Source organism: Oscillospiraceae bacterium (genome assembly GCA_015068525.1).
Lineage (GTDB): Bacteria > Bacillota > Clostridia > UMGS1840 > HGM11507 > SIG450.
The window spans coordinates 26,027-50,103 of record SVKJ01000012.1 but is presented as its reverse complement, the minus strand read 5'-3'; the positions used below and the strand labels follow the sequence as shown (position 1 = coordinate 50,103).

Below are 24,077 nucleotides of genomic sequence, written 5' to 3'. Positions count from 1 at the left end.
ATCCTGACTGGAAGAATGGTCATATCAGTCAGGAGGAATATCTGATATTGAAGCAGGATATTTCAGAAAAAATAGAAAATCTTGATAAAATGATTGAAAGTCTTACCGAAACTGCAAGGAGTTACGAAGAAGGCGTAAGCGAAGAAAATGAATTCATAGGTCATTTTAAAAAGTTCGGTAAGATTAAAAAACTTACAAGAGGTCTTTTGCTTGAATTGATTGATGTAATTCTGATTCACGAAGGCGGCAACATCACAGTAAAATTCAAATTTGATGATGCCTATAAAGATGCTGTGGAATATATTGAAATGAATAAGGAAGTTATTAAGACCGCTTAAACAAAAGGCTCCTGCAGGTATAATGAAATGCAGGAGTCTTGCTATGTAAATTTACACATAAAAATGAACTTTAAATTATATAAAATAAACAAAAATAAAAAAATTATGGTGTACCCTTGACATTTTCCCCTGCTGCAGCAGATACCCTAATTACTTTTTTAGAAGATACAAAAGAAGATTTAAACAAATATGATTTAATTGTAACAGGTGATTTAGGGTCATTGGGACTTGAAATGTTAAAAGATATTCTTAAGAATAACGGATATGTAACAAATAAGTTAAATGATTGTGGGCTTATGATATATGATCTTAAAAGACAAGATGTTCATTCAGGTGGAAGCGGATGCGGATGTTCTGCAAGTGTTCTTACGAGTTATATATTAGGAGAAATCATAAACGGAAAATATAAAAATGTTTTATTTATGGCTACAGGAGCCTTGATGAGTACAACAACAACACAACAAGGTGAAAGTATCCCGGGAATTGCACATCTTGTAGAAATTCAAAGAGGGTAGGTGTTAATATGAATTATTTTTGGGCATTTGTAATTGGAGGATTGTTTTGTGTAGTAGGTCAACTTCTCATTGATTTAACAAAATTAACACCTGCAAGAATACTCGTTATATATGTTGTATCAGGGACTGTTTTAACTGTTCTTGGATTATATCAACCTTTAGTCGAACTTGCAGGTTGTGGTGCAACTGTTCCGCTTACAGGATTTGGTTATTCACTTGGAAAGGGCGTTATTGAGGGCATTGATACAAAAGGTTTATTAGGCGCTTTTACCGGAGGACTTACTGCAACAAGTGGAGGAATAACGGCAGCAATATTTTTTGGTTTTTTAGTTTCTCTAATTTTTAAAACTAAGGAGAAAAAGTAGAAAAAACGGTTTAAATACCGTTATTTTAATGAAATCGTTCACTTTGTTCACTATGAAATCCAAACAAGTTTTTTATGAAATCAAATCTGTCTTTATATCCCGACAAAGTCGGATTTCATCGCAAAGTGATTTCACCTGCGTAAGCAGATTTATTTCGTCGCAAGACGGATTTAGATGAAAAAAGCATCAATCTTGTATCAAGATTGATGCTTTTTTCTGGTTGCGGAGGCTGGATTTGAACCAACGACCTTCGGATTATGAGCCCGACGAGCTACCATGCTGCTCCACTCCGCGTCAACATATTACTAAATTAATATATCATATTAAATGGACTTTGTCAAGATTTATTTTTAAAAAAATATATTATTTATACTTGTTAATATTATACACATTTATTAATCAATTTATTACAGAGTTTTAAAAAATAATAATAATCTTAAATGAAGAATTATGCAAAAAAAACTTGACTTAGGTACTTTACTGTAGTAAAATATAATCTGTAAAGGCGTTTGAGCAGAAAAAAGTATGTATTATTAAAACTTCCAGAGAGTTATCGGTTGGTGAAAGATAATAAGTAGAGTAGTACAGAATACATTTTGTTAGCCGCACACCGAAAAGTTATCTTAGTAGGCTGTGTCGGGTGCTCCCGTTACAGAGCAAAGGTATAATTTACCTGTTAAGGTCAGAATTGTGAGATTCTGATGAACAGAGGTGGTACCACGGGAATATCTCGTCCTCACAAAATTTTAAATTGGAGGGCGTTTTTTTATTATCCGCCCGTAAAAAAGAAAAGGGGTATTAAAATGTTAATCAAGATTTTATTGCTGGTTGTTTTTTTTGCTTTTATGATCGGTGTTGGGCTATATTGCAGAAAAAACTCAACAGATGTTAACGGTTTTGTACTTGGTGGCCGTTCAGTCGGTCCTTGGCTTACTGCTTTTGCATACGGAACATCATATTTTTCTGCCGTAATATTTGTTGGTTACGCAGGTCAGTTTGGATGGAAGTTTGGCATAGCATCGACATGGATTGGTATTGGTAATGCTGTTTTAGGTTCTCTTCTTGCGTGGATTGTATTAGGAAGAAGAACCAGACTTATGACTCAGCATCTTGGCAGTGCTACAATGCCTGAATTTTTTGGAAAAAGATATTTAAGTCCATCATTAAAAATAGCTGCTTCAATAATAGTATTTATATTTTTAATTCCATATACTGCTTCATTATATAATGGTCTGTCAAGACTGTTTGAAATGGCATTTAATGGCGTTGATTATTCAGTTTGTGTTGTCATTATGGCTGTTCTTACAGGTATATATGTTATAGCAGGAGGATATATGGCAACTGCTATTAATGATTTTATACAAGGCATTATAATGCTTATAGGAATAGTTGCTGTAATTGGTGCAGTACTTTCTTCAAATGGTGGTTTTATAGAGTCGTTAAATGGTCTTGCACAAATCGAAAGCGATATACCGGGCGTGTATAATTCATTTTTCGGACCTGATCCACTGGGGCTTTTATTTGTTGTTATATTAACATCTCTTGGAACATGGGGACTTCCTCAGATGGTCCAGAAATTTTATGCAATTAAAAGCGAAAATGATATCAATAAAGGTACAATAATTTCAACTTTGTTTGCTGTAATTGTTGCAGGTGGTTGTTATTTCCTTGGTGGTTTCGGAAGACTGTTTACAGATAAATTTAATATAATAAATGGCATACCTGAAGGTTCATATGATGCAATTATTCCTAAAATGCTTGAAACATTACCGGATTTGCTTATTGCGATTGTAATTGTTCTTGTACTTTCTGCTTCAATGTCAACATTATCATCACTTGTTCTAACTTCAAGTTCTACACTTACACTTGATATGTTAAAAGGTCATATTATTAAAAATATGAGTGAAAAGAAACAAATTTTTATTATGCGAATTTTTATTGTTGTATTTATTGTAATTTCAGCAGTAATTGCTCTTAATAAAGACAAATTAAGTTATATAGCAGATATGATGGGAATATCTTGGGGCGCATTAGCAGGTGCATTTCTTGCTCCGTTCTTATATGGATTGTACTGGAAAAAAACTACAAAAATATCAGTTTGGATAAGTTTTATTTTCGGTGCAGGTATAATGATGCTCAATATGCTAATAAGACCATATTTCCCAACACTTTTGCAATCTCCGATAAACTGTGGTGTTATTGCAATGCTTGGAGGACTTATTCTTGTTCCTGTTATCAGTTTATTTACACCTAAACTTAATACTCAAAAAACGAATGAAATGTTTTCTTGTTACGAAGAAGAAGTAGTTGTTCATACTAAAGAGTCTTTAGGAAAATAGTTTTAATATATAGTATTTTTGAAAGGAAAATATAAAATGCCTATAACCGATATTTTACAAAAAAATGCAGATTTCTATCCGAATGATGTCAGTTTGGTAGAAATAAATCCAAAATTAGAAAACCAAACCCGTATGACCTGGAGGGAATATTCACTTATTGAAGCCAATCCTTTTGAAGCATACCGTAAAGAAATTACATGGAGTGAATTTAATAAAAAATCAAACAGATTTGCTAATCTCCTTCTTTCAAGAGGTATAAAAAAAGGGGATAAAGTTGCAATTTTACTTATGAATTGTCTTGAATGGCTTCCAATATATTTTGGCGTTTTAAAAGCAGGCGCTATGGCAGTTCCTCTTAATTACAGATATACGGCTGATGAAATCAAATATTGTCTTGACCTTGCAGACGTTGATGTTTTAGTGTTCGGACCTGAATTTACGGGGCGTGTTGAAGAAATATGCCATAAGGTTAAAAAAATAAAAATATGGTTATATCACGGAGAAGATTGTCCTACATTTGCTGAAAGTTATGACAAGTTGACAACATATTTTTCAGAAATAAATCCAGATATTAAACTTACAGATGATGATAATGCAGCAATTTACTTTTCTTCAGGCACAACCGGATTTCCAAAAGCTATAATACATAAACACAGAAGTTTAACACATTCTGCAATGACTGAACAAAACCATCATATGCAGACAAAAGATGATGTATTTTTATGTATTCCTCCTTTATACCATACAGGCGCTAAAATGCACTGGTTTGGCAGTTTCTTGGTAGGAGGAAAAGCAGTAATTTTAAAAGGTATAAAACCTGAATGGATTTTGAAATCAGTTTCTGAAGAACATTGTACAATCGTATGGTTGCTTGTTCCATGGGCTCAGGATATTTTAGATGCAATTGAACGAGGCGACTTGAAATTATCTGATTACGAACTATCGCAGTGGAGACTTATGCATATAGGTGCTCAACCAGTTCCTCCGAGTCTTATTAAAAGATGGAAAACATATTTTCCAAATCATTCTTATGATACAAACTATGGACTGTCAGAATCTATAGGTCCGGGCTGTGTTCATCTTGGTATCGAAAATGAGCATAAGGTCGGAGCAATAGGCAAGGCAGGATTCGGATGGCAAACTAAAATTGTTGATGAATATAAAAACGAAGTAAAAAAAGGCGAAGTGGGCGAACTTGCTGTTAAAGGTCCTGGTGTTATGACAGCATATTACAAAGATGAAAATGCTACAAACGAAGTCTTAAAAGACGGATGGCTATATACAGGGGATATGGCTCAGGAAGATGAAGATGGTTTCATTTACCTTGTTGACCGAAAGAAAGATGTTATTATTTCGGGAGGAGAAAATATATATCCTGTACAAATAGAAGATTATTTAAGAAAATATGAAAAAATCAGTGATGTTGCTGTAATAGGTCTTCCTGATTCAAGACTTGGAGAAATTGCGGCTGCAATTATCCAGGCAAAAGATGGAATTTCAATAACTGAAGAGGAAATTACAGATTTTTGTCTTGATCTTCCAAGATATAAACGACCTCATAAAATCATTTTTGCAGACGTTCCAAGAAATCCGACAGGTAAAATAGAAAAACCAAAATTAAGAGAAATCTATTGCGGCGAAAGTGTAGTCGCAAAACAAAATGAAATAAAATAAAACTGAAAGGAATAACTAAAAATGAAGAAATTATTACTTGGTAACGCTGCGGTTGCCAGAGGTGCCTATGAAGCAGGTGTAAATGTTGTTGCTTCATATCCCGGTACTCCAAGTACAGAAATAACTGAAGAAATAGTTAAATTTGATGAAATATATGCAGAATGGTCACCTAATGAAAAGGTTGCTGCGGAAGTTGCAATCGGTGCTTCTATTGGTGGCGCAAGAGCAATGAGTTGTATGAAGCACGTTGGTCTTAATGTTATGGCAGACCCTGTTTTTACAGTAAGTTATACAGGTGTTAACGGCGGACTTGTTTTTTGTGTTGCAGATGATCCTGGTATGCATTCTTCTCAGAATGAACAGGATTCAAGGCATTATGCCAAAGCCTCTAAAATTGTTATGTTAGAACCTGCTGATTCTTCGGAATGCAAAGAGTATACTAAAATGGCTTTTTCATTATCTGAAGAAATGGATACGCCTGTTTTTATCCGCCTTTCAACAAGAGTTTCTCACTCACAAAGTATGGTTGAAATATGTGATAGAGAAGATGTAGCACTAAAACCTTATGAAAAGAATATTGCCAAATATGTTATGATGCCGGGTAATGCTATAAAAAGGCATGTTGTTGTTGAAGAAAGAATAGAAAAATTAAAAGAATATGCTGAAACTTCTGATTTAAATAAAGTTGAAACCAATAATTCAAATATCGGTGTTATTTCTTCAGGTATAGCATATATGTATGCTAAAGAAGCATTAGGCGATAAAGTTGACTATTTAAAACTTGGTATGGTTTATCCGCTTCCTGAAAAGAAGATAAAAGAATTTGCAAAAAAATATGATAAAGTATTTGTTATTGAAGAATTAGACCCTGTAATAGAAGATTATTGCAAATCATTAGGACTTGAAGTTTACGGTAAAGATTTACTTACTTTATTAGGAGAATATACTCCTGCGATGATTAAAAAAGCAGTTTTAGGTGAGATGGCGGCAGAATATGAAACAATTGATGAAATGATTCCTGTAAGACCTCCTGTTATGTGTGCAGGATGTCCTCACAGAGGAGCATTTTATGTTCTTAAAAAGTTAGGACTTACTGTTTCAGGCGATATAGGTTGTTATACACTCGGAGCGACTGTTCCATTGCAGTCAGTTGATACAACTATCTGTATGGGTGCTTCTGTAAGTGCTGCTCATGGAATGGCTAAAGCAAGAGGAGAAGAATTTAATAAAAAACTTGTATCAGTTATTGGTGACTCAACATTTATGCATTCAGGTATAACAGGTCTTGTTGATATTGTATATAATAAAGGGAACAATACGGTTATAATTTTAGATAACTCGATAACAGGTATGACAGGTCATCAGAACAATCCGACAACAGGTTACACAATACGCGGCGAAGAAACTAAACAAGTTAATTTAGTTGCTCTTTGTAAGTCAATCGGTATTGAAAGTATCAGAGTTTGTGATCCTTTTGATGTTAAAGAGTTTGAAAAAACAGTTAAAGAAGAAATTGCAAAAGATGAACCTTCGGTAATTATATCCCAAAGACCTTGTGCGCTTCTTAAAACTGTTAAATATACAGGTCATTGTAAAATCACTGACAAGTGTAAAGACTGTAAAATGTGTATGAAATTAGGATGTCCTGCTATAACAATAAAAGAGGGAAAAGTGGTTATTGATGTTTCACAATGTAATGGTTGTGGATTATGCGTTAACGTTTGTCCTTTCGGTGCTATAGAAAAGGAGGATAACTAATATGACTAAGAATATTATGATTGTTGGTGTTGGAGGTCAGGGAACTTTACTTGCCAGCAGAATTTTAGGGAATACAGTTATTGAAGAAGGATATGATGTTAAAGTTTCTGAAGTTCATGGTATGAGCCAAAGAGGCGGAAGTGTTGTAACTTATGTTAAATACGGCGATAAAGTTTATTCTCCGATTATTGACAGAGGAGAAGCAGATATTATTCTTGCATTTGAACTTTTGGAAGCGCTAAGAGCATTACCATATCTGAAAAAGGGTGGCAAAATAATAGTTAATACTCAGTCAATTGACCCGATGCCTGTTATAACAGGTATGGCTTCATATCCTGAAAATATAGTAGAAAAATTATCTGAAAAGGTAAATACTCTTCCTATAGATGCACTTAACCTTGCAAAGCAAGCAGGAAATATGAAAGCAGTTAATGTTGTTTTGATTGGTGTTATGGCAAAAAGCACTGATATCCCTTATGAAAAGTGGATTGAAATAATTAAAAAAACAGTTCCTGAAAAGTTTTTGGACGTGAATCTTAAAGCCTTTGAACTTGGATATAATAATTAACACTTCTAAATATTATTCATAAAATATAGCAGACAGTATAATCTGTCTGCTTTTATCTTTTAGGAGGATATATAATGAATAATATAAATATGCTTGTGGGATATGCATATGTGCCGCCACAAACAACATTTAATACTTTTACTCCTGAAAAAGCATTGGAATGCGGGACTTTATTTCCTGAACTAAGCCTTAGCATGTGCGAATATTTAAACGGTGTTAAGGAGGATAAATGTAATGGTTGAAATAGTTTCTAAATGCAAACTTTTAAAAGAAATAAAACAAGTAGATTTTGTTTTAAAAGAACTTAATCTTTATTTAGATACTCATCCGTGCTCAAAAGAAGCATTGGAAATGTTTAATATATACGAAAAAAAAGCAAAACAATTAAAATATGATTATGAAAAATTATTCGGACCTTTAACTCCGTCTGCAAATAATAATACAGAAGCATGGGAATGGATCAAAGGTCCATGGCCATGGGAAAATTGCTAAAAGGAAAGGGGAAGTTAGTTTATGTGGGAATATCAAAAAAAATTACAAATACCAATCAATATTAAAAATCCTGACCCTAAACTTGCGGCATTTATAGTAAGCCAATATGGCGGTCCGGACGGAGAATTAGGAGCATCAATGAGATATTTATCTCAAAGGTACTCAATGAAAGATGATATGGCAAAAGCACTTTTAACTGATATCGGAACAGAAGAACTGGCGCATTTAGAGATGGTCGCAACTTTAATCCATCAGTTAACCAAGAATGCGACAACCGGCGAAATTGAAAATAGTCCAATGGCTCCTTATTATATAGATCATGCCAAAGGTGTTTATCCTGCAGCAGCATCAGGTAATCCTTGGAAAGCAGAATATATCGGTGTTAAAGGTGACCCTATTGCAGATTTAGTTGAAGATTTGGCAGCAGAACAAAAAGCAAGAGTAACTTATGATAATATTCTGAAAATGTGCGACAATCCTGATGTAACAAAAGTTATCAAATTTTTAAGAGAAAGAGAAGTTGTTCATTTCCAGAGATTCGGTGAATGTTTAAATAAAATTCAGGAAGATATCAAAGCAAAAAAAATTATTGGTTGCGGAATAAAGCAATGTTAATTATTAAAGGCTTTTGATTTTAAAACCCCGAAATACAGATGTATTTCGGGGTTTTTGTATTTAAACTATTGTTTTAAATATCCTTTTTCAGTAAGCCATTTTATTGTTTTTACAAAATCTTTTGTAATATTCATATACTCTCTTCTTGTAGCTGTTGCCTGAGGAATACCTTTTATAACAATTGGCTGTTTTTCTCTTAATTCTATGCGCAGACTGTATTCGTCATTTGTGTATCTGAATCCGTGCAGTTTTTCATAATTCATATTAAGAACATCTTCTCTAATAATACTTAAAAGTTCATAAGGTTCTTTTATAAGAGTTTCATGATTTAAGTGCAGACTGTTAATAAGACTGTCATCTGTAAATATAACTTCACTTAATTTTTTGAAATCTTCGTAAGAATACAGTTTGTTCATAATATCAATACAATTTGTCATTGAAATCGGATATATCCTGTTTAATGTTTTTCCGTTTTTCAAATTGTATTTTATATGCAGACGAGTATTGTCCTGTGTCTGATAAAGTGATGTTTGCCTGATTTTCGGAAAATCTTCGTTAATAAAGTTCTCGTGCGTTTTAATTATCAAATCTATAATCTGAGGATTTGTTGTAAATGGCTCATTTATGTTGTGATAGTAGTTGTACATTGTTGCACTTTCTATGTTATTTTTATCAGGAATTCTGGTTTCATATCCAAAGAAAGATGTTTGACCAAAAATAACAACTATCAGTATAAAAATAGAAACAAAACCCAAATATCCTTTCCAGGAATATAAAACATTTATTGTCTTTTTAAGAACCATTTCAGATGCAAAGTATGCTATCAGGCTTATAAAGAATATTATTATAAAGAATACAATTATGTTGTTTTTAATATATGACGAGAATATAGCAAAACCAAACATTGTAACTAAAAATGATACAAGATATTTAAATACACTGTTTAAGGATTTAAATCCTGCAACATCCGATGCGGTTTCAGGTTTTCTTAATTTATATATAAAGTATGATATAACATAAAATGAAAGGGAAATAACCGAGTATATAACATACTTAATAGTTGTTATATCACTTCTGAAATATTTATCCATAAAACCATAAACAACAACTGCAAAATTATTATCAAACAGTATCTGAAATATATCATCTGCTCCGCCATTATAACCATATAGGAATACATCAGCCATACTGTTAAAAGATGCATAAATTATAAATAAAACAGAATGGATAAGTATATTTAAAACTATTGTTGCAAAACTGTTTCCTGTTATAGTTGCTGAAAATACTGCAACTGAAAACATCATAAATATCCCGATTAAATTATATCCTATCCAGGTAAAACAGTTATTAACTGTAAAATATGATGAATATCCTGTTTGTGATATTAAAATTAGTATTAAACCGTTCAATATAACAGGAAGGTACATAAGAGTAAAACCTGCAAGAATTGATGATATGTAGTTTGCTTTTTTTGACACAGGAATACTGTGTGTGAATATTACTTGCTTTTTAGAGTGTATAAATCTGAATATTAAAAGAGCCACAATGGTAGGAACAACAATTGCAAGTAAAACAGGAAACGTAATATATTGACCATGTAGTATTACAGGGTAATCTGAAAAATAATTTTCAGGCATGCGGGAAAAATCTCTTTCTGTATTTAAAAGCACTGATAATGCAGTAGAAATAAAGAGGAGTATAAAGTATAAAAAAGAACCCCATGCATATCTTTTAACAGTTGATTTATATATTGCTTTATTAAAAAATGATGTTTTTAAAGTCATAACCTAAACCTCCAAGTTCATAAATAAATACTTCTTCTAACGTAAGACTGATTCTTTCTAAAAGTATCGGAGACATTTCTTTTAATTTACTTAGTATTTCTTCACTGTTTCCTTTAATAATAAGATTATAAACCGAACCTGTTTTAGAAATGTTTAATAAGCCTTCTATTTTTGATAATTCTTCTTCCATATTTGAAGAAAATGAAATCTGATATTTACATACATTTCCTTTTATATCGTCAAGCGGTTTTTCTATTATTATTTCTCCTTTGTGAATAATACCAACCCAATCACATATATCTTCTAATTCTCTTAAGTTATGAGAAGATACAAGAACGGTTAATTCTCTGTCGGCAACATCGCATATTACAAGGTTTAAAACCTGCTTTCTCATAACAGGGTCAAGTCCGTCAAGAGGCTCGTCAAGTATAAGTACATCAGGCATACAAGACAGTGAAAGCCAGAATGCCACTTGTTTTATCTGACCTTTAGACATTTTTCTTATTTGCTTTTTTTCGTCAATTTTAAAGATTTCCTTTAGTTTTTCATATCTTTCTTTGTTAAAAGAAGGGTAGAGGTCTTTATAAAAATTTGCCATCTGTTTTACAGTGTATGTAGAAAAATAAAACCAGTCATCAGAAATGTTTAAAATGTGTTGTTTTATTTGTTCGTTTTCATATACAGGTTCATTATTTACAGTTATTGTACCTGACTCAGGTTTGATTACACCGTTAATATGATTTATTATAGTGGTTTTACCTGCACCATTAGGTCCTACAAGTCCGTAAATCGTTCCTTTTCTGACATTAAGATTTATAGAATTTAAAACTTGAAAATCATCATAGTGTTTTGAAACATTTGATACTTTTATCATTTAATATTCTCCTTTATGAATTTATATATCTTTTCTTCGCTTTCACCTAAATAAACAAGCGATTTTAAAACATTCTGTAAATTATTATAAAGTTCGCTTATTTTTTTACTGTCTTTGGCATTGGAATAAGATGCAACAAAATTTCCTTTACCTTTAACCGAATAAATATAACCTTCTGTTTCTAATTGCTTATATGCTTTCTGAACAGTGTTGGGATTGACAGTCAGACTCACTGATAATTCACGAACAGAGGGAAGTTGTTCATTTTCTTTTAATGCATTGTTTATTATAAGATTTTTTATACCATCTTCAATTTGTTCGTGAAGACTTCGACTGTCTTTATAGTCAATTATTATCATTTCTTTCCTCCTTTCAACTGTACTATGTGTACTAATACAGTTATGATACTATGAAATTACAAAATTGTCAATAATTTTTTTAAAAATATTGAAAAGATATAAAAAGGTATATATAATAAAATTATAAAACATTTATCGTATCAGGAGATAAAATATGTATAAAAGATGCATACTTTGTCCAAGAGAATGCCGAGTTAACAGGGAAAAAGGGGAACTTGGTTTTTGCGGACTTTCGAATAATATAAAAATAGCCCGTGCTGATTTGCACTTTTGGGAAGAACCATGTATATCTGGAGAAAAAGGCTCCGGAACTGTTTTCTTTTCAGGGTGTAATATGAAATGCATATTTTGTCAGAATTATGACATCAGCACACTTAATAAAGGGTATAATATAACAGTAGAAAAACTATCGGATATTTTTTTAAAGTTGCAATATAAAGGCGCTAACAATATAAATCTGGTTACACCCACACATTTTGTATATGATATTATAAAGGCACTTGATATCGCTAAAGGTAAAGGCCTTACTATTCCGATTGTATATAACTCAGGAGGATATGAAAAAGTTGATACGTTAAAAATGCTTAAAGGATATATTGATATCTATATTCCCGATATGAAATATTTTTCTGATAAGTATTCAATAGAATATTCTTCGGCAAAAAACTATTTTAATATAGCAAAAGATGCTGTTTGTGAAATGGTTAAACAGGTTGGGAGTCCGTTGTTTGATAAAAACGGAATAATGACAAAAGGTGTAATAGTGCGACATCTTATGCTTCCTTATCTTTTGTTTGACTCGAAAAAAATTATTGATTATTTATATGATACATTTAAAGATGACATATATATAAGCCTTATGAGTCAATATACACCGACTGACAACGTATGTAAAGTCAAAAGGCTTAACAGAAATCTCAGTCCTAAACATTATGAAACAATGATAGAATACATAGAATATAAGGGTATTAAAAACGTATATATACAAGGAACAGAGTCGGCAACAAAAGAATATATTCCTGAATTTTTTTATGAAGATTAAAAAGAACTGTTTTTCAGTTCTTTTTTTGTAAATTTTTTGTATTGTAAAGAGCAATAAAATGTGTTATTATAATATAATAGGTTATAATATTTATAAAAAATAAAGGAAAAGAAATATGTTTAAATTAAAATCAGAGTTTTCTCCGTGCGGAGATCAGCCCAAGGCTATTGATACTTTGGTAAAAAGCATAAAAGATAATAATAAGTTTCAAACCTTGCTTGGAGTAACAGGGTCAGGCAAAACTTATACTATGGCAAAAATAATTGAAAAAGTAAATAAACCTACTTTAGTTCTTGCACATAACAAAACTCTTGCAGGGCAACTTTGCAGTGAATTCAAAGAATTTTTTCCTGAAAATGCAGTAGAATATTTTGTTTCCTATTATGATTATTACCAGCCTGAAGCGTATATTGCTAATACGGATACCTATATTGAAAAAGATTCTTCAATAAATGATGAAATAGATAAATTAAGGCATTCTGCCACTATATCTTTATTTGAAAGAAAAGATGTTATTATTGTTGCTTCCGTTTCTTGCATATATGGATTGGGAGACCCGGAAGATTATACAGACTTGGTTGTGTCTTTAAGACCTGGAATGGTGAAAGACAGAGATGAGATTTTAAAAAAACTTGTTGAAATTCAATATGAAAGAAATGATATTGACTTTTCAAGAGGAAAATTCAGAGTAAAAGGTGACACTCTGGATATTTTTCCGACAAATACAAATGAAAATATTGTAAGAGTTGATTTTTTTGGAGATGAAATAGAAAAAATCTTATCTGTTGACCCTCTTACAGGCGAAATATTAGGGGAATTAACCCATGCGGCAATTTTCCCTGCATCTCATTATGTTACATCTAAAGAAAAAATGCAAAGGGCAATTTTATCAATAGAAAAAGAACTTGAAGAGAGAATAAGATATTTTGAACAGGAAGGTATGCTTCTTGAAGCACAAAGAATTGCACAAAGGACTAATTATGATTTGGAAATGCTTGCTCAGGTTGGTTTTTGTCAGGGTATTGAAAACTATTCAAGACATATAAGCGGAAGAGAACCCGGAAGTTCGCCATATACACTTATGGATTATTTTCCTGATGATTTTTTGCTGTTTGTTGATGAATCGCATGTTACTCTTCCTCAGGTAAGAGGAATGTATGCTGGAGACAGAGCAAGAAAAGATTCACTTGTTCAGTATGGTTTCAGGTTACCGTCCGCTTATGATAATAGACCTCTTAATTTTGATGAATTTATGGGAAAAATTAATCAGGCAGTGTTTGTTTCAGCAACACCCGGTAAACTTGAAAAAGATATTTCTTCAGTAACAGCTGAACAGGTAATAAGACCTACAGGACTTTTAGATCCTGTTATAGAAGTTGTAGAAACTAAAGGACAGATTGACCATCTTCAGTCGGAAATTAAAAAGACTGTAGATAAAGGTAACCGTGTTCTTATAACAACTCTTACAAAAAGAATGGCAGAAGATTTAACTGACTTCTATACTAAGGCAGGTATAAAAGTGAGGTATCTTCACTCGGATATTGATACCATAGAAAGAATGGAAATTATCCGTGATTTAAGACTTGGAGAATTTGATGTTTTAATTGGTATAAATTTACTTCGTGAAGGTCTTGATATACCTGAGGTATCGTTAATTGCTATATTGGACGCTGATAAAGAAGGTTTCTTGCGTTCTGATACATCTTTGATACAAACCATAGGCCGTGCTGCAAGAAATGTTGACGGAAAGGTTATTATGTATGCTGATAGAATAACCGATTCAATGAATTATGCAATTAAGGAAACCGAGAGAAGAAGAAAGATACAAGACGAGTATAACAAAGAAAATAATATTACTCCAAAATCTGTTTCAAAATCAATAAGAGAAATTATTGAAATAACAAAAACTACAAAAGAAGAAAAAGTTGAAGATAAAGATATTGATACAACTATTGAAGAATTAACTGAAATGATGTATGCGGCTGCTAAAAATCTCGATTTTGAAAAAGCGGCAATGTTAAGAGATAAAATTAACAAATTAACAAGGTGATTTTATGGAAAAAATTATAATAAAAGGAGCAAAAGAACATAATTTAAAAAATGTATCTTTAGAAATACCAAGAGATAAACTTGTTGTTTTTACAGGACTTTCAGGTTCAGGAAAAAGTTCTCTTGCTTTTGATACAATATATGCCGAAGGGCAGAGAAGATATGTAGAATCCCTGTCTTCCTATGCACGTATGTTTTTAGGGCAAATGGAAAAACCTGATGTTGAAAAAATAGACGGGCTTTCTCCTGCAATATCAATTGACCAGAAAACAACAGGCAGAAATCCTCGTTCAACAGTTGGAACTGTTACTGAGATATACGATTATCTTAGAGTTTTATATGCAAGAATAGGTGTTCCTCATTGTCCTAACTGTAAAAAGGAAATCAAACAGCAAACAATCGACCAGATTACCGATGCAGTTTTAAATTATGGTATGGGAAGTAAAATTCTTGTTTTAGCACCTGTTGTCAGAGGCAGAAAAGGTGAGCACCTAAAAGTGTTTGAAAATGCTAAAAAAAGTGGTTATGTTCGTGTAAGGGTTGACGGAGATATTTATGATTTATCCGAAGAAATAAAACTTGACAGAAACAAAAAACATAATATAGAAATTGTGGTTGACCGTTTAGTTGTTAAAGAAGAAATTAAAGCGAGATTTACCGATTCAGTTGAAACTGCAACGAGTTTATCAGACGGTGTAGTCATAATCCATAATATAGGAGATAAAGACTATAGTTACAGTTTAAATTACGCATGCCCTGATTGTAATATAAGTATAGAAGAACTTTCTCCGAGAATGTTTTCTTTTAACAATCCAATGGGCGCATGCCCTGAATGCGGTGGGCTCGGGCATCTTATGAAAGTCGATAAAAACTATGTTTTTAATAAGGAACTTTCAATAAGAGATGGTGGTATTGTCGCAAACGGATGTAACTATAAAAGCGACGATACAATGATGGCGATGTATCTTAATGGTTTATCTAATAAGTATAATTTTTCCTTGGATGTACCTATTAAAGATTTACCGGAAAATATTATTGATATTATTCTTTATGGTACGAACGGTGCTAAATTTGAAATGACCTATAAAAAGAAGTACGGTGGCGGCTCTTTTATGGGTGATTTTGAGGGAATAATCAATAATTTGGAAAGAAGATATAAAGAAACCAAATCAAACTGGATAAGAAATGATATTGAATCTTTGATGACAAAGGCGGATTGCCATGTGTGTGGAGGAGCAAGACTTAAACCTGAGGCTCTGTCTGTCACAATAGATGGTAAAAATATTGCAGAGATAACTAAATTTACTATTATAGAACTTCTTGAATTTTTTGAAAATTTAGAATTGTCAGAAAGGGAACAGAAGATTGCAAATTTACTCATAAAAGAAATTAAGGAAAGATTATTTTTCTTAAAAGATGTAGGTCTTGAATATCTTACTTTATCAAGGAGTGCAGGAACTTTATCGGGTGGAGAAGCACAAAGAATAAGACTTGCAACCCAGATTGGCTCATCACTTATGGGAGTGTTATATATTCTTGACGAACCAAGCATAGGGCTCCATCAGCGTGATAATGACAGGTTACTTGCAACTTTAAAAAGATTAAGAGATTTAGGTAATACACTTATTGTTGTTGAACATGACGAAGATACTATAAGAAGTGCAGATTATGTTGTTGATATTGGTCCCGGTGCAGGTATTCACGGTGGAGAAATCGTTGCAGCAGGAACAGTTGATGAGATTTCAAAGTGTACTAAATCTATCACAGGAAAATATCTTACAGGTAAGAAGAAAATAAATGTTCCTAAAGAAAGAAGAAAAGGCAACGGAAACTATCTTGAAATTATAGGTGCTAAAGAAAATAATTTGAAAAATATAAATGTAAAATTTCCGTTAGGCTGTTTATGTGCTGTTACAGGTGTTTCGGGTTCTGGAAAAAGTTCTCTCGTAAATCAGATTTTATATAGAGAACTGGCGCATAGATTAAATGGTGCGCGTTTAAGAGGTGGAAATTTTAAAGACATTAAAGGGCTTTCCAATCTTGATAAAATAATAAATATAGATCAATCACCGATAGGAAGAACGCCTCGTTCCAATCCAGCGACATATACAGGCGTATTTACAGATATACGTGAAGTGTTTGCATCAACCTTAGAGGCAAGACTTAAAGGTTATGATTCAAGCCGTTTTAGTTTTAATGTTAAAGGCGGAAGATGTGAAGCATGTCAGGGCGATGGTGTTGTTACAATAGAAATGCATTTTCTTGCTGATGTAAATATTACCTGTGATGTATGTAAAGGTAAAAGATATAACAGAGAAACTTTAGAGATAAAATATAAGGATAAAAATATATTTGAAGTTCTTGATATGACTGTTGAAGAAGGTATAGAATTTTTTGAAAACATACCTAAAATCAAAAGAAAATTACAAGTGCTAAAAGATGTAGGGCTTTCTTATATTAAACTCGGTCAACCGTCGACTACACTATCGGGCGGAGAAGCGCAGAGAGTCAAACTTGCAACAGAACTTTCCAAAAAGCCTACAGGTAAGACTATTTATGTTCTTGATGAACCAACAACAGGACTTCATACAGATGATGTAAAAAAACTTATCGATGTATTACAAAAACTTGCCGATAACGGTAATACAGTAATTGTTATTGAGCATAATCTTGATGTTATCAAAACAGCAGATTATATTGTTGATTTAGGACCTGAAGGCGGTAACAGAGGCGGAGAGATTGTGGCGGCAGGAACACCTGAAGAGGTAGCGAAAAACAAAAAATCATATACGGGTAAATATTTAAAAAAATACTTGGGTTAGTTCTGGAGAGTAAACTGACAGCAAGGGGGTTGCATGATTAAAATAATAAAAGGAGTTATTTACTTTATAATTTCCATAGTTTTAATTTTTTCTTTTGCTTGTTTTTGTGCTAATTTTTACGTTTTAAAAACAGGTGATAGGAATATAAGAAATAAAGATACTGTAGAAAGTGCACCATACATTCTTGTTTTTGGTGCATCGGTTAACGGCAATAAAGTTTCACACGCTTTGTCACAAAGGCTTGATACAGTCTATGATTTGTATAAGAATGGAAAGGCGGAAAATATTATTGTTTCAGGAGACCATCTTTTGAAAGATTATAACGAAGTTTCTGCTATGAAAGATTATCTTGTTAAAAAAGGAGTTCCTGAAAATCATATCGTTATGGATCATTCAGGGATTGATACATTTAATTCGGTTTCTCATCTTAAAGATAATTTCAATCCCGAAAGTGTAATTTTTGTTACACAAAATGAACATTTAAAAAGAGCATTATATTTTGCGAAGAAATTAGGTGTAAATGCTTATGGTGTTGCTTGCGAAGATTATTCTGATGAACAACTTAATTATCAGCAAAAAAGAGAATTCTTAGCAAGAATGAAAGCCTTTATTTTATGTGAATTTTTAAATAACGATACTGAGAAATTAGAAAAAATAAACGAAAAGTTAAAGTTGGTATATAATGAAAATTTTGATTGATGCAGACGGATGTCCTGTTACAGAAATAACATGTAAAGAAGCCGGAAAATATAATTTGAAATGTGTTATAATATGCGATACATCACATATTTTTAATTACCCTGATGTTGAAACAATAACAGTTTCCAAAGGTGCAGACAGTGTTGACTTTTTTTTAGTAAATATAATTGATAAAGGCGATATTGTTGTTACTCAGGATTATGGTCTTGCGGCAATGTGTCTTGCAAAAAATGCTTTTGTTATAAATCAGAATGGTATAATCTTTGATGACGGGAATATTTTATCTTTGCTTAATGTGAGGCATACATCTAAAAAATTAAGAATGAGCGGAGTAAGATTGAAAGGACCGTCTAAAAGAGATAAAACAATGGATGCTTATTTTATTGAAAAACTTAAATTTCTTATTGAAAAAAATCTTTAAATATAGTATCATAATCTAATAGGAGGTTTTTTTATGGCCAGAGAAAAGAAAATAATTACATATTCAAGTATGATAATATCTTTCGTTCTTATATTTATATATTGCCTCTCTCCGTTTGCAATCGGTTTGAATCACGCGGGAAACAATTCATCTTTTGAAACTGCAGTCGGGCTTCAGGGCGCTAATGACGGATATTTTTATACAGGTTATTCTATTTTGGAAAACCCAACTGTTATAAACGGTTCAATGTATAAAGTTATCAGACCTCTTGTTGCATTATGTGATGCTTTTTCAGATTATTTTGATATAAGGATATTATCGTTTATATATTTAATACTGCTTTTAATCAGCGTTTTTTACCTTAATAAATATGTTAATTTTGGAAATAAAGTGCTTGATACAATATTTGCGGTGCTTATTATTTTTGTTGTATTTGACTTGTCGTATCTTGTGTATCTTAACACACTGTATGCTGAGGGAATGTTTTATGTGCTTTTGGTATTTGAAGTAAGTTTATATATAAAACTTATAAATTCCAATAAGCCTCAACTTCCTACATCTGTTGTTTTTTGTTTGGTGCCACTTATTTTATGCGGATTAAAAGCGAATATGTTCTTTATTATCATTCCATTTGTTTTTATGGCTGGTTATTTGATTTATAAGAGAAAATCAATTACCTATAGAATAATTGTAGGAATACTTTCACTTTTATTTATTATTTATCCTGTTTTAAATTACTCGGATTATCAAAACGAAGATACTGATAAATTCCATAGTATTTTTTACGGAATATTATATGAAAATAAAAATCCGGGCAAAACTCTTGATAAGTTAAATGTTGATAAAAATTATATATCTTTAGCAGGTAAAAACCAATTTGATAAACTGGATATTGATATTAAAACCGAAAAGTTTAAGGAAGATGTTTTAAATAAGGTTTCGTATTCTGATATATTTAAATATTATTTATCCAATCCTTCAGAATATGTAAAACAGTTTAAATATGTTGGTTGGAATGCTTTTGAAACTTATCCTAAATATGCAGGTAATTTTTCATTATCAAGCGGAAAAAGTCCTTATGATGTTGCGGGTGGTTTTAGAATTTATAATCTTATTAAATCCAAACTTTTCCCTAAAACATTATGGTTTATATATTTAATTCCGCTACTTCTTATTGGTATGCTTATCGCATATAAGAAAATATTTAATAAAGGATATCTGGTGCTTGGCGTATCATTATCTATTATGAACATTGTTTTATTCAATGTTCCGATGATAACATCAGGACTTGTTGATATATCAAGAACAATGGCTATGTATAATGTAACTTTTGACATGATTTTTATTATGATTATTGGATGTATGTTATATATAAGTGCCAAGAGAAAACAGGAATTTAAAGAAAAATACGGTTTAACACAGTAAAGGGGTTTTATATATGGAAAAATTAGGCTTAAATCAAATCAGAGAAGAATATCTTAAGTTTTTTGAAAGTAAAGGTCATTTGAAAATGAAAAGTTTTTCACTTGTACCGAATAATGATCCGTCTTTACTTTTAATAAATGCAGGTATGGCACCTCTTAAAAAGTTTTTCACAGGAGAGGAAGTTCCCCCGAGAACAAGAGTTACAACATGTCAGAAATGTATCAGAACACCGGATATTGAAAATGTTGGTAAAACAGCAAGGCATGGTACATTTTTTGAAATGCTAGGCAACTTTTCTTTTGGAGATTATTTTAAAGAAGAAGCAACACAGTGGGCGTGGGAATTTATAACAAAGGTTATGAAAATGCCTGTTGATAAATTGTGGGTAACTATATATCTTGATGATGATGAAGCATTTGATATATGGACTAAGAAAGTCGGCGTTGCTCCTGACAGAATTGTCAGAATGGGCAAAGAAGATAACTTCTGGGAAATCGGGCAAGGTCCATGTGGTCCATGTTCAGAAATATATTTTGACAGAGGAGAAGAATGTGGTTGCGGCAAGCCTGATTGTAAAATAGGTTGTGACTGTGACAGATTTGTTGAATTCTGGAATCTTGTTTTCACTCAGTTTGATAAAGATGAAAATGGTAATTATAATAAACTTGCAAAGCCTAATATAGATACTGGTATGGGTCTTGAAAGACTTGCAGTTATTATGCAGGGCGTAAATAACCTGTTCGAAGTTGATACTATAAGAAGTATTCTTGATACTGTTTGTAAAATAAGTAATAAAAAATACGGAGAAAATGCGAAAGATGACGTTTCTATCCGTGTAATTACCGATCATATAAGAAGTACAACATTTATGATAAGTGACGGTGTTATTCCTTCAAATGAGGGCAGAGGTTATGTTTTAAGAAGGTTATTAAGAAGAGCAGCAAGGCATGGAAAACTTCTTGGTATAAAAGATATGTTCTTAACTGATTTAGCAGATGTTGTGATTTCTCAGTCAAAAGATGCTTACAGTGAACTTTATGAAAATCAGGAATATATCAAAAAGATAATTAGCGTAGAAGAAAAGAAATTCTATAAAACAATTGATTCAGGAATGCTTCTTCTTAATGATATTATATCTTCAATGAAAGAGAAAAATATCACGACATTAGACGGAGAAACTGCGTTTAAACTTCATGATACATACGGTTTTCCTCTTGATTTGACAAAAGAAATTATGAGTGAAAATTCATTTGATGTTGATGAAGAAACTTATAAAAAAGAAATGAAAAAGCAAAGAGAACAATCCCAAAATGCAAGAGGAGATACATCTACACTCGGCTGGGAAAATGATATTGCTAAAATGCTAAAAGAGTTAGATAATTGCGAATTTATAGGATATGATAATCTTTCCTGCGATGCTAAAATTATCGCAATTATAAAAGATGGCGAAAAAGTATCTGAACTTGTTGCAGGCGAAGAAGCAATTGTTATTACTGATAAAACAGTATTTTATGGCGAAAGCGGAGGACAGGCAGGAGATATTGGTACAATCATTTCAGAAAAATGTGAATTATCTGTAGTAAATACTGTTAAATATTCCGAAGGTAAAATAGGTCACTCTGTTAAAGCGGAAAAAGGAATTATTTCAGTAGGAGATAATGTAAAACTTACAGTTGATAAAGAAACAAGAATGTCAACCGCAAGAAATCATTCTGCTACTCATTTATTGCAAAAAGCATTAAAAACAGTTCTTGGCGACCATGTAAATCAAGCGGGTTCGTTTGTTTCTTCTGACAGATTAAGATTTGACTTTTCTCATTTTGAAGCAATGACCGATGAAGAAATCTGTAAAGTTGAAGAGCTTGTCAACAAAGCAATACTTGATTCTATGGACATTGATTGCAAACTAATGAATATAGAAGAAGCAAAGAAATCGGGCGCTATGGCTTTATTTGGAGAAAAATACGGTGAAACAGTAAGAGTTGTATCAATGGGTGATTTTTCAAAAGAATTTTGCGGAGGAACACATCTAAAAAATACTGCTCAGGTTGGATTCTTTAAAATCTTATCTGAAAGCGGGGTTGCTGCAGGTGTAAGAAGAATTGAAGCGGCAACAGGTGTTAATTTCCTTAAATTCTTTAATGAGAATATAAAAGTATTAAACGATACAGCAAAAATATTTAAAATAAATAATCCTTTTGATTTACCTGAAAAAGCAACTGCTTTATTTAATGAAAACAAAGAAAATAAACAAATGATAGAAAGCCTTCAGCAGAAACTTTCAAAAGGTGCAGTTTCCGACATTATGGATAACAGCCAGGTTGTAAAAGGCGTTAAAGTTATTGTTGCAAAACAGGAAAATGTTAATGTTAACTCTCTTCGTTCGTTAAGTGATGCTATTAAGGAAAATGCGAAAGACGAGCCATGTGTTGCAGTTTTGTGTGGCGTTGAAGACGGAAGAATAATGTTCTTATCAAGTGCTACAAAGAGCGCCGTATCTCTTGGCATACATTGTGGTATGATTATAAAAGAAGTAACGGCTGTTGCAGGAGGCTCAGGCGGAGGTAAACCTGATATGGCACAGGGCGGAGGAAAAGATCTTGCTAAAATAGATGATGCTTTCAAAAAAGCACTTGAAATTGTAGAAAATCAAGTGAAAGGATAATTATTATGGATTGTTTGTTTTGTAAAATTATAAACGGTGAAATTCCATCTCAAAAGGTATATGAAGATGAATATGTCTACGCATTTTGCGACATAAGTCCTACTGCACCTGTTCATGTGCTTATAATCCCTAAAAAGCATATAAGCACAATTAACGATGTCAAAGAGGAAGATTGTGAACTTATAGGTAAAATATTCTTAGCTGCTAAAAATATTGCAAAAGAAAAGGGAATTGCAGAAGATGGATACAGAATTGTATCAAATTGCAATAAAATAGCAGGGCAGACTGTATTCCATATACATTTTCATATGATTGCAGGAAGAGAATTGGGTTGGCCCGCAGGATAAAATTTCATTTACAGGAAAAAATATAAAAAAACTATTGCATTTTTAAAAAATGTTTGGTATAATATTATGGCTAATGCGCACGGATTATGATAATTTAAGAGGGTGCCTGAATAATGGTTCTTATATTAGATGAGTAGTCCGGAGGAAAATAATAACCAAAAATGGAGGAAAAAAACATGAGCGTAATCTCAATGAAACAACTTTTAGAAGCAGGTGTTCATTTTGGACATCAGACAAGAAGATGGAATCCTAAAATGGGTGAATACATCTTCACAGAAAGAAATGGTATTTATATCATTGACCTTCAGAAAACAGTTAAAAAAATTGTTGAAGCATATGACTTTGTAAGAGACATTGCTGCTGAAGGCGGAGAAATCCTTTTCGTAGGTACCAAAAAACAAGCAACTGACGCTATCAAAGAAGAAGCTGAAAGAGTTGGCATGTACTATGTTAACGCAAGATGGCTTGGTGGTATGCTTACAAACTTCAAAACAATAAGAAAAAGAATTGACAGACTTTTCCAATTAGAAAAAATGGAAGAAGACGGAACTTTTGATTTATTACCTAAAAAAGAAGTTATTAAACTTAAAGGCGAAAGAGAAAAATTAGAAAAATTCTTAGGCGGTATCAAAAATATGAAAAAGTTACCTGCAGCATTATTTGTTGTTGACCTAAGAAAAGAAAAAAATGCTATTTTGGAAGCAAAAAAATTAGGTATTCCTGTAGTTGCTATAGTTGATACTAACTGTGACCCTGATGAAGTTGATTACGTTATCCCTGGTAACGATGACGCTATCCGTGCAGTTAAACTTATTGCTGAAACAATGTCTAATGCTATTATCGAAGGCAGACAGGGTGTTGACAGCTTGGTTGAAACAGTAGAAGAAACTGAAGAATCTACAGAAGAATAATCACATATATTGGAG

At 32.2% G+C, this 24,077-nt stretch carries 22 protein-coding genes and 1 tRNA gene; 19 read left to right on the top strand and 4 right to left on the bottom strand.

Annotated elements, in window-relative coordinates:
- The first annotated feature begins 47 nt into the window (after positions 1–47).
- The 3 genes from E7419_05580 to spoVAE all read left to right on the top strand — a co-directional run bounded on the left by E7419_05580 (position 48) and on the right by spoVAE (position 1,218).
- Entirely contained in the window at positions 48–338 is a 291-nt protein-coding gene (locus tag E7419_05580) for a DUF4368 domain-containing protein (protein ID MBE7014659.1), read from the top strand.
- Positions 339–454: 116 nt separating this feature from the next.
- Positions 455–853, top strand: coding sequence for a hypothetical protein (locus tag E7419_05575; protein MBE7014658.1), 399 nt, complete (start codon positions 455–457; stop codon positions 851–853).
- Positions 854–861: 8 nt separating this feature from the next.
- The gene (gene spoVAE, locus E7419_05570) at positions 862–1,218 is read left to right on the top strand and encodes a stage V sporulation protein AE (protein ID MBE7014657.1); all 357 of its coding nucleotides are present in this window, start codon (positions 862–864) and stop codon (positions 1,216–1,218) included.
- 217 nt (positions 1,219–1,435) lie between these two features.
- Here spoVAE and E7419_05565 read toward each other — a convergent pair.
- Positions 1,436–1,512: transfer RNA gene (locus E7419_05565), tRNA-Met, on the bottom strand.
- Positions 1,513–2,021: 509 nt separating this feature from the next.
- Between E7419_05565 and E7419_05560 the strand changes: the two genes are divergently transcribed.
- The 7 genes from E7419_05560 to E7419_05530 all read left to right on the top strand — a co-directional run bounded on the left by E7419_05560 (position 2,022) and on the right by E7419_05530 (position 8,664).
- Entirely contained in the window at positions 2,022–3,557 is a 1,536-nt protein-coding gene (locus tag E7419_05560; protein MBE7014656.1) for a sodium:solute symporter, read from the top strand.
- Positions 3,558–3,593: 36 nt separating this feature from the next.
- On the top strand, positions 3,594–5,231 hold the full coding sequence (locus E7419_05555) for an acyl--CoA ligase (protein MBE7014655.1): 1,638 nt from the start codon (positions 3,594–3,596) through the stop codon (positions 5,229–5,231).
- Positions 5,232–5,252: 21 nt separating this feature from the next.
- Complete coding sequence (gene iorA / locus E7419_05550; protein ID MBE7014654.1) at positions 5,253–6,989, top strand: indolepyruvate ferredoxin oxidoreductase subunit alpha; 1,737 nt, start codon at positions 5,253–5,255, stop codon at positions 6,987–6,989.
- A 1-nt stretch (position 6,990) separates the two neighbouring features.
- On the top strand, positions 6,991–7,557 hold the full coding sequence (locus tag E7419_05545) for an indolepyruvate oxidoreductase subunit beta (GenBank protein ID MBE7014653.1): 567 nt from the start codon (positions 6,991–6,993) through the stop codon (positions 7,555–7,557).
- Positions 7,558–7,646: 89 nt separating this feature from the next.
- Positions 7,647–7,799: a spore coat associated protein CotJA gene (locus E7419_05540; protein ID MBE7014652.1), complete on the top strand. Its 153-nt coding sequence runs from the start codon at positions 7,647–7,649 to the stop codon at positions 7,797–7,799.
- Positions 7,792–8,049 carry a spore coat protein CotJB gene (locus E7419_05535; GenBank protein MBE7014651.1) on the top strand — a complete coding sequence of 86 codons (258 nt, stop codon included), beginning with the start codon at positions 7,792–7,794 and terminating at the stop codon, positions 8,047–8,049. The genes E7419_05540 and E7419_05535 overlap by 8 nt, the downstream gene beginning before the upstream one ends.
- Before the next feature lie 21 nt (positions 8,050–8,070).
- On the top strand, positions 8,071–8,664 hold the full coding sequence (locus tag E7419_05530; GenBank protein MBE7014650.1) for a manganese catalase family protein: 594 nt from the start codon (positions 8,071–8,073) through the stop codon (positions 8,662–8,664).
- A gap of 65 nt (positions 8,665–8,729) precedes the next feature.
- On the opposite strand, the gene E7419_05525 is transcribed toward E7419_05530, so the two are convergent.
- The 3 genes from E7419_05525 to E7419_05515 are packed head-to-tail and all read right to left on the bottom strand — an operon-like array spanning position 8,730 to position 11,681.
- Positions 8,730–10,448 carry a hypothetical protein gene (locus E7419_05525; protein ID MBE7014649.1) on the bottom strand — a complete coding sequence of 573 codons (1,719 nt, stop codon included), beginning with the start codon at positions 10,446–10,448 and terminating at the stop codon, positions 8,730–8,732.
- Positions 10,423–11,322, bottom strand: coding sequence for an ABC transporter ATP-binding protein (locus E7419_05520; protein ID MBE7014648.1), 900 nt, complete (start codon positions 11,320–11,322; stop codon positions 10,423–10,425). The genes E7419_05525 and E7419_05520 overlap by 26 nt, the downstream gene beginning before the upstream one ends.
- A complete protein-coding gene (locus E7419_05515) occupies positions 11,319–11,681 on the bottom strand; it encodes a GntR family transcriptional regulator (protein ID MBE7014647.1) in 363 nt (120 codons plus the stop codon). Before E7419_05515 ends, E7419_05520 begins: the two co-directional genes overlap by 4 nt.
- Before the next feature lie 154 nt (positions 11,682–11,835).
- On the opposite strand from E7419_05515, the gene E7419_05510 reads away from it, so the two are divergent.
- The 9 genes from E7419_05510 to rpsB all read left to right on the top strand — a co-directional run bounded on the left by E7419_05510 (position 11,836) and on the right by rpsB (position 24,062).
- A complete protein-coding gene (locus tag E7419_05510) occupies positions 11,836–12,723 on the top strand; it encodes a radical SAM protein (GenBank protein MBE7014646.1) in 888 nt (295 codons plus the stop codon).
- A 115-nt stretch (positions 12,724–12,838) separates the two neighbouring features.
- Positions 12,839–14,773: an excinuclease ABC subunit UvrB gene (gene uvrB, locus E7419_05505; GenBank protein ID MBE7014645.1), complete on the top strand. Its 1,935-nt coding sequence runs from the start codon at positions 12,839–12,841 to the stop codon at positions 14,771–14,773.
- Between the two features lie 4 nt (positions 14,774–14,777).
- Entirely contained in the window at positions 14,778–17,594 is a 2,817-nt protein-coding gene (gene uvrA, locus E7419_05500; protein ID MBE7014644.1) for an excinuclease ABC subunit UvrA, read from the top strand.
- Positions 17,595–17,627: 33 nt separating this feature from the next.
- Entirely contained in the window at positions 17,628–18,293 is a 666-nt protein-coding gene (locus tag E7419_05495; protein MBE7014643.1) for a hypothetical protein, read from the top strand.
- Positions 18,274–18,714, top strand: a complete 441-nt coding sequence (locus E7419_05490; protein ID MBE7014642.1) for a YaiI/YqxD family protein — start codon at positions 18,274–18,276, stop codon at positions 18,712–18,714. The genes E7419_05495 and E7419_05490 overlap by 20 nt, the downstream gene beginning before the upstream one ends.
- 33 nt (positions 18,715–18,747) lie before the next feature.
- On the top strand, positions 18,748–20,139 hold the full coding sequence (locus E7419_05485; GenBank protein MBE7014641.1) for a hypothetical protein: 1,392 nt from the start codon (positions 18,748–18,750) through the stop codon (positions 20,137–20,139).
- 13 nt (positions 20,140–20,152) lie between these two features.
- Positions 20,153–22,804 carry an alanine--tRNA ligase gene (gene alaS / locus E7419_05480; protein ID MBE7014640.1) on the top strand — a complete coding sequence of 884 codons (2,652 nt, stop codon included), beginning with the start codon at positions 20,153–20,155 and terminating at the stop codon, positions 22,802–22,804.
- A 2-nt stretch (positions 22,805–22,806) separates the two neighbouring features.
- Entirely contained in the window at positions 22,807–23,151 is a 345-nt protein-coding gene (locus tag E7419_05475; protein ID MBE7014639.1) for a histidine triad nucleotide-binding protein, read from the top strand.
- Between the two features lie 176 nt (positions 23,152–23,327).
- Positions 23,328–24,062: a 30S ribosomal protein S2 gene (gene rpsB / locus E7419_05470; GenBank protein ID MBE7014638.1), complete on the top strand. Its 735-nt coding sequence runs from the start codon at positions 23,328–23,330 to the stop codon at positions 24,060–24,062.
- Positions 24,063–24,077 lie beyond the last annotated feature (15 nt).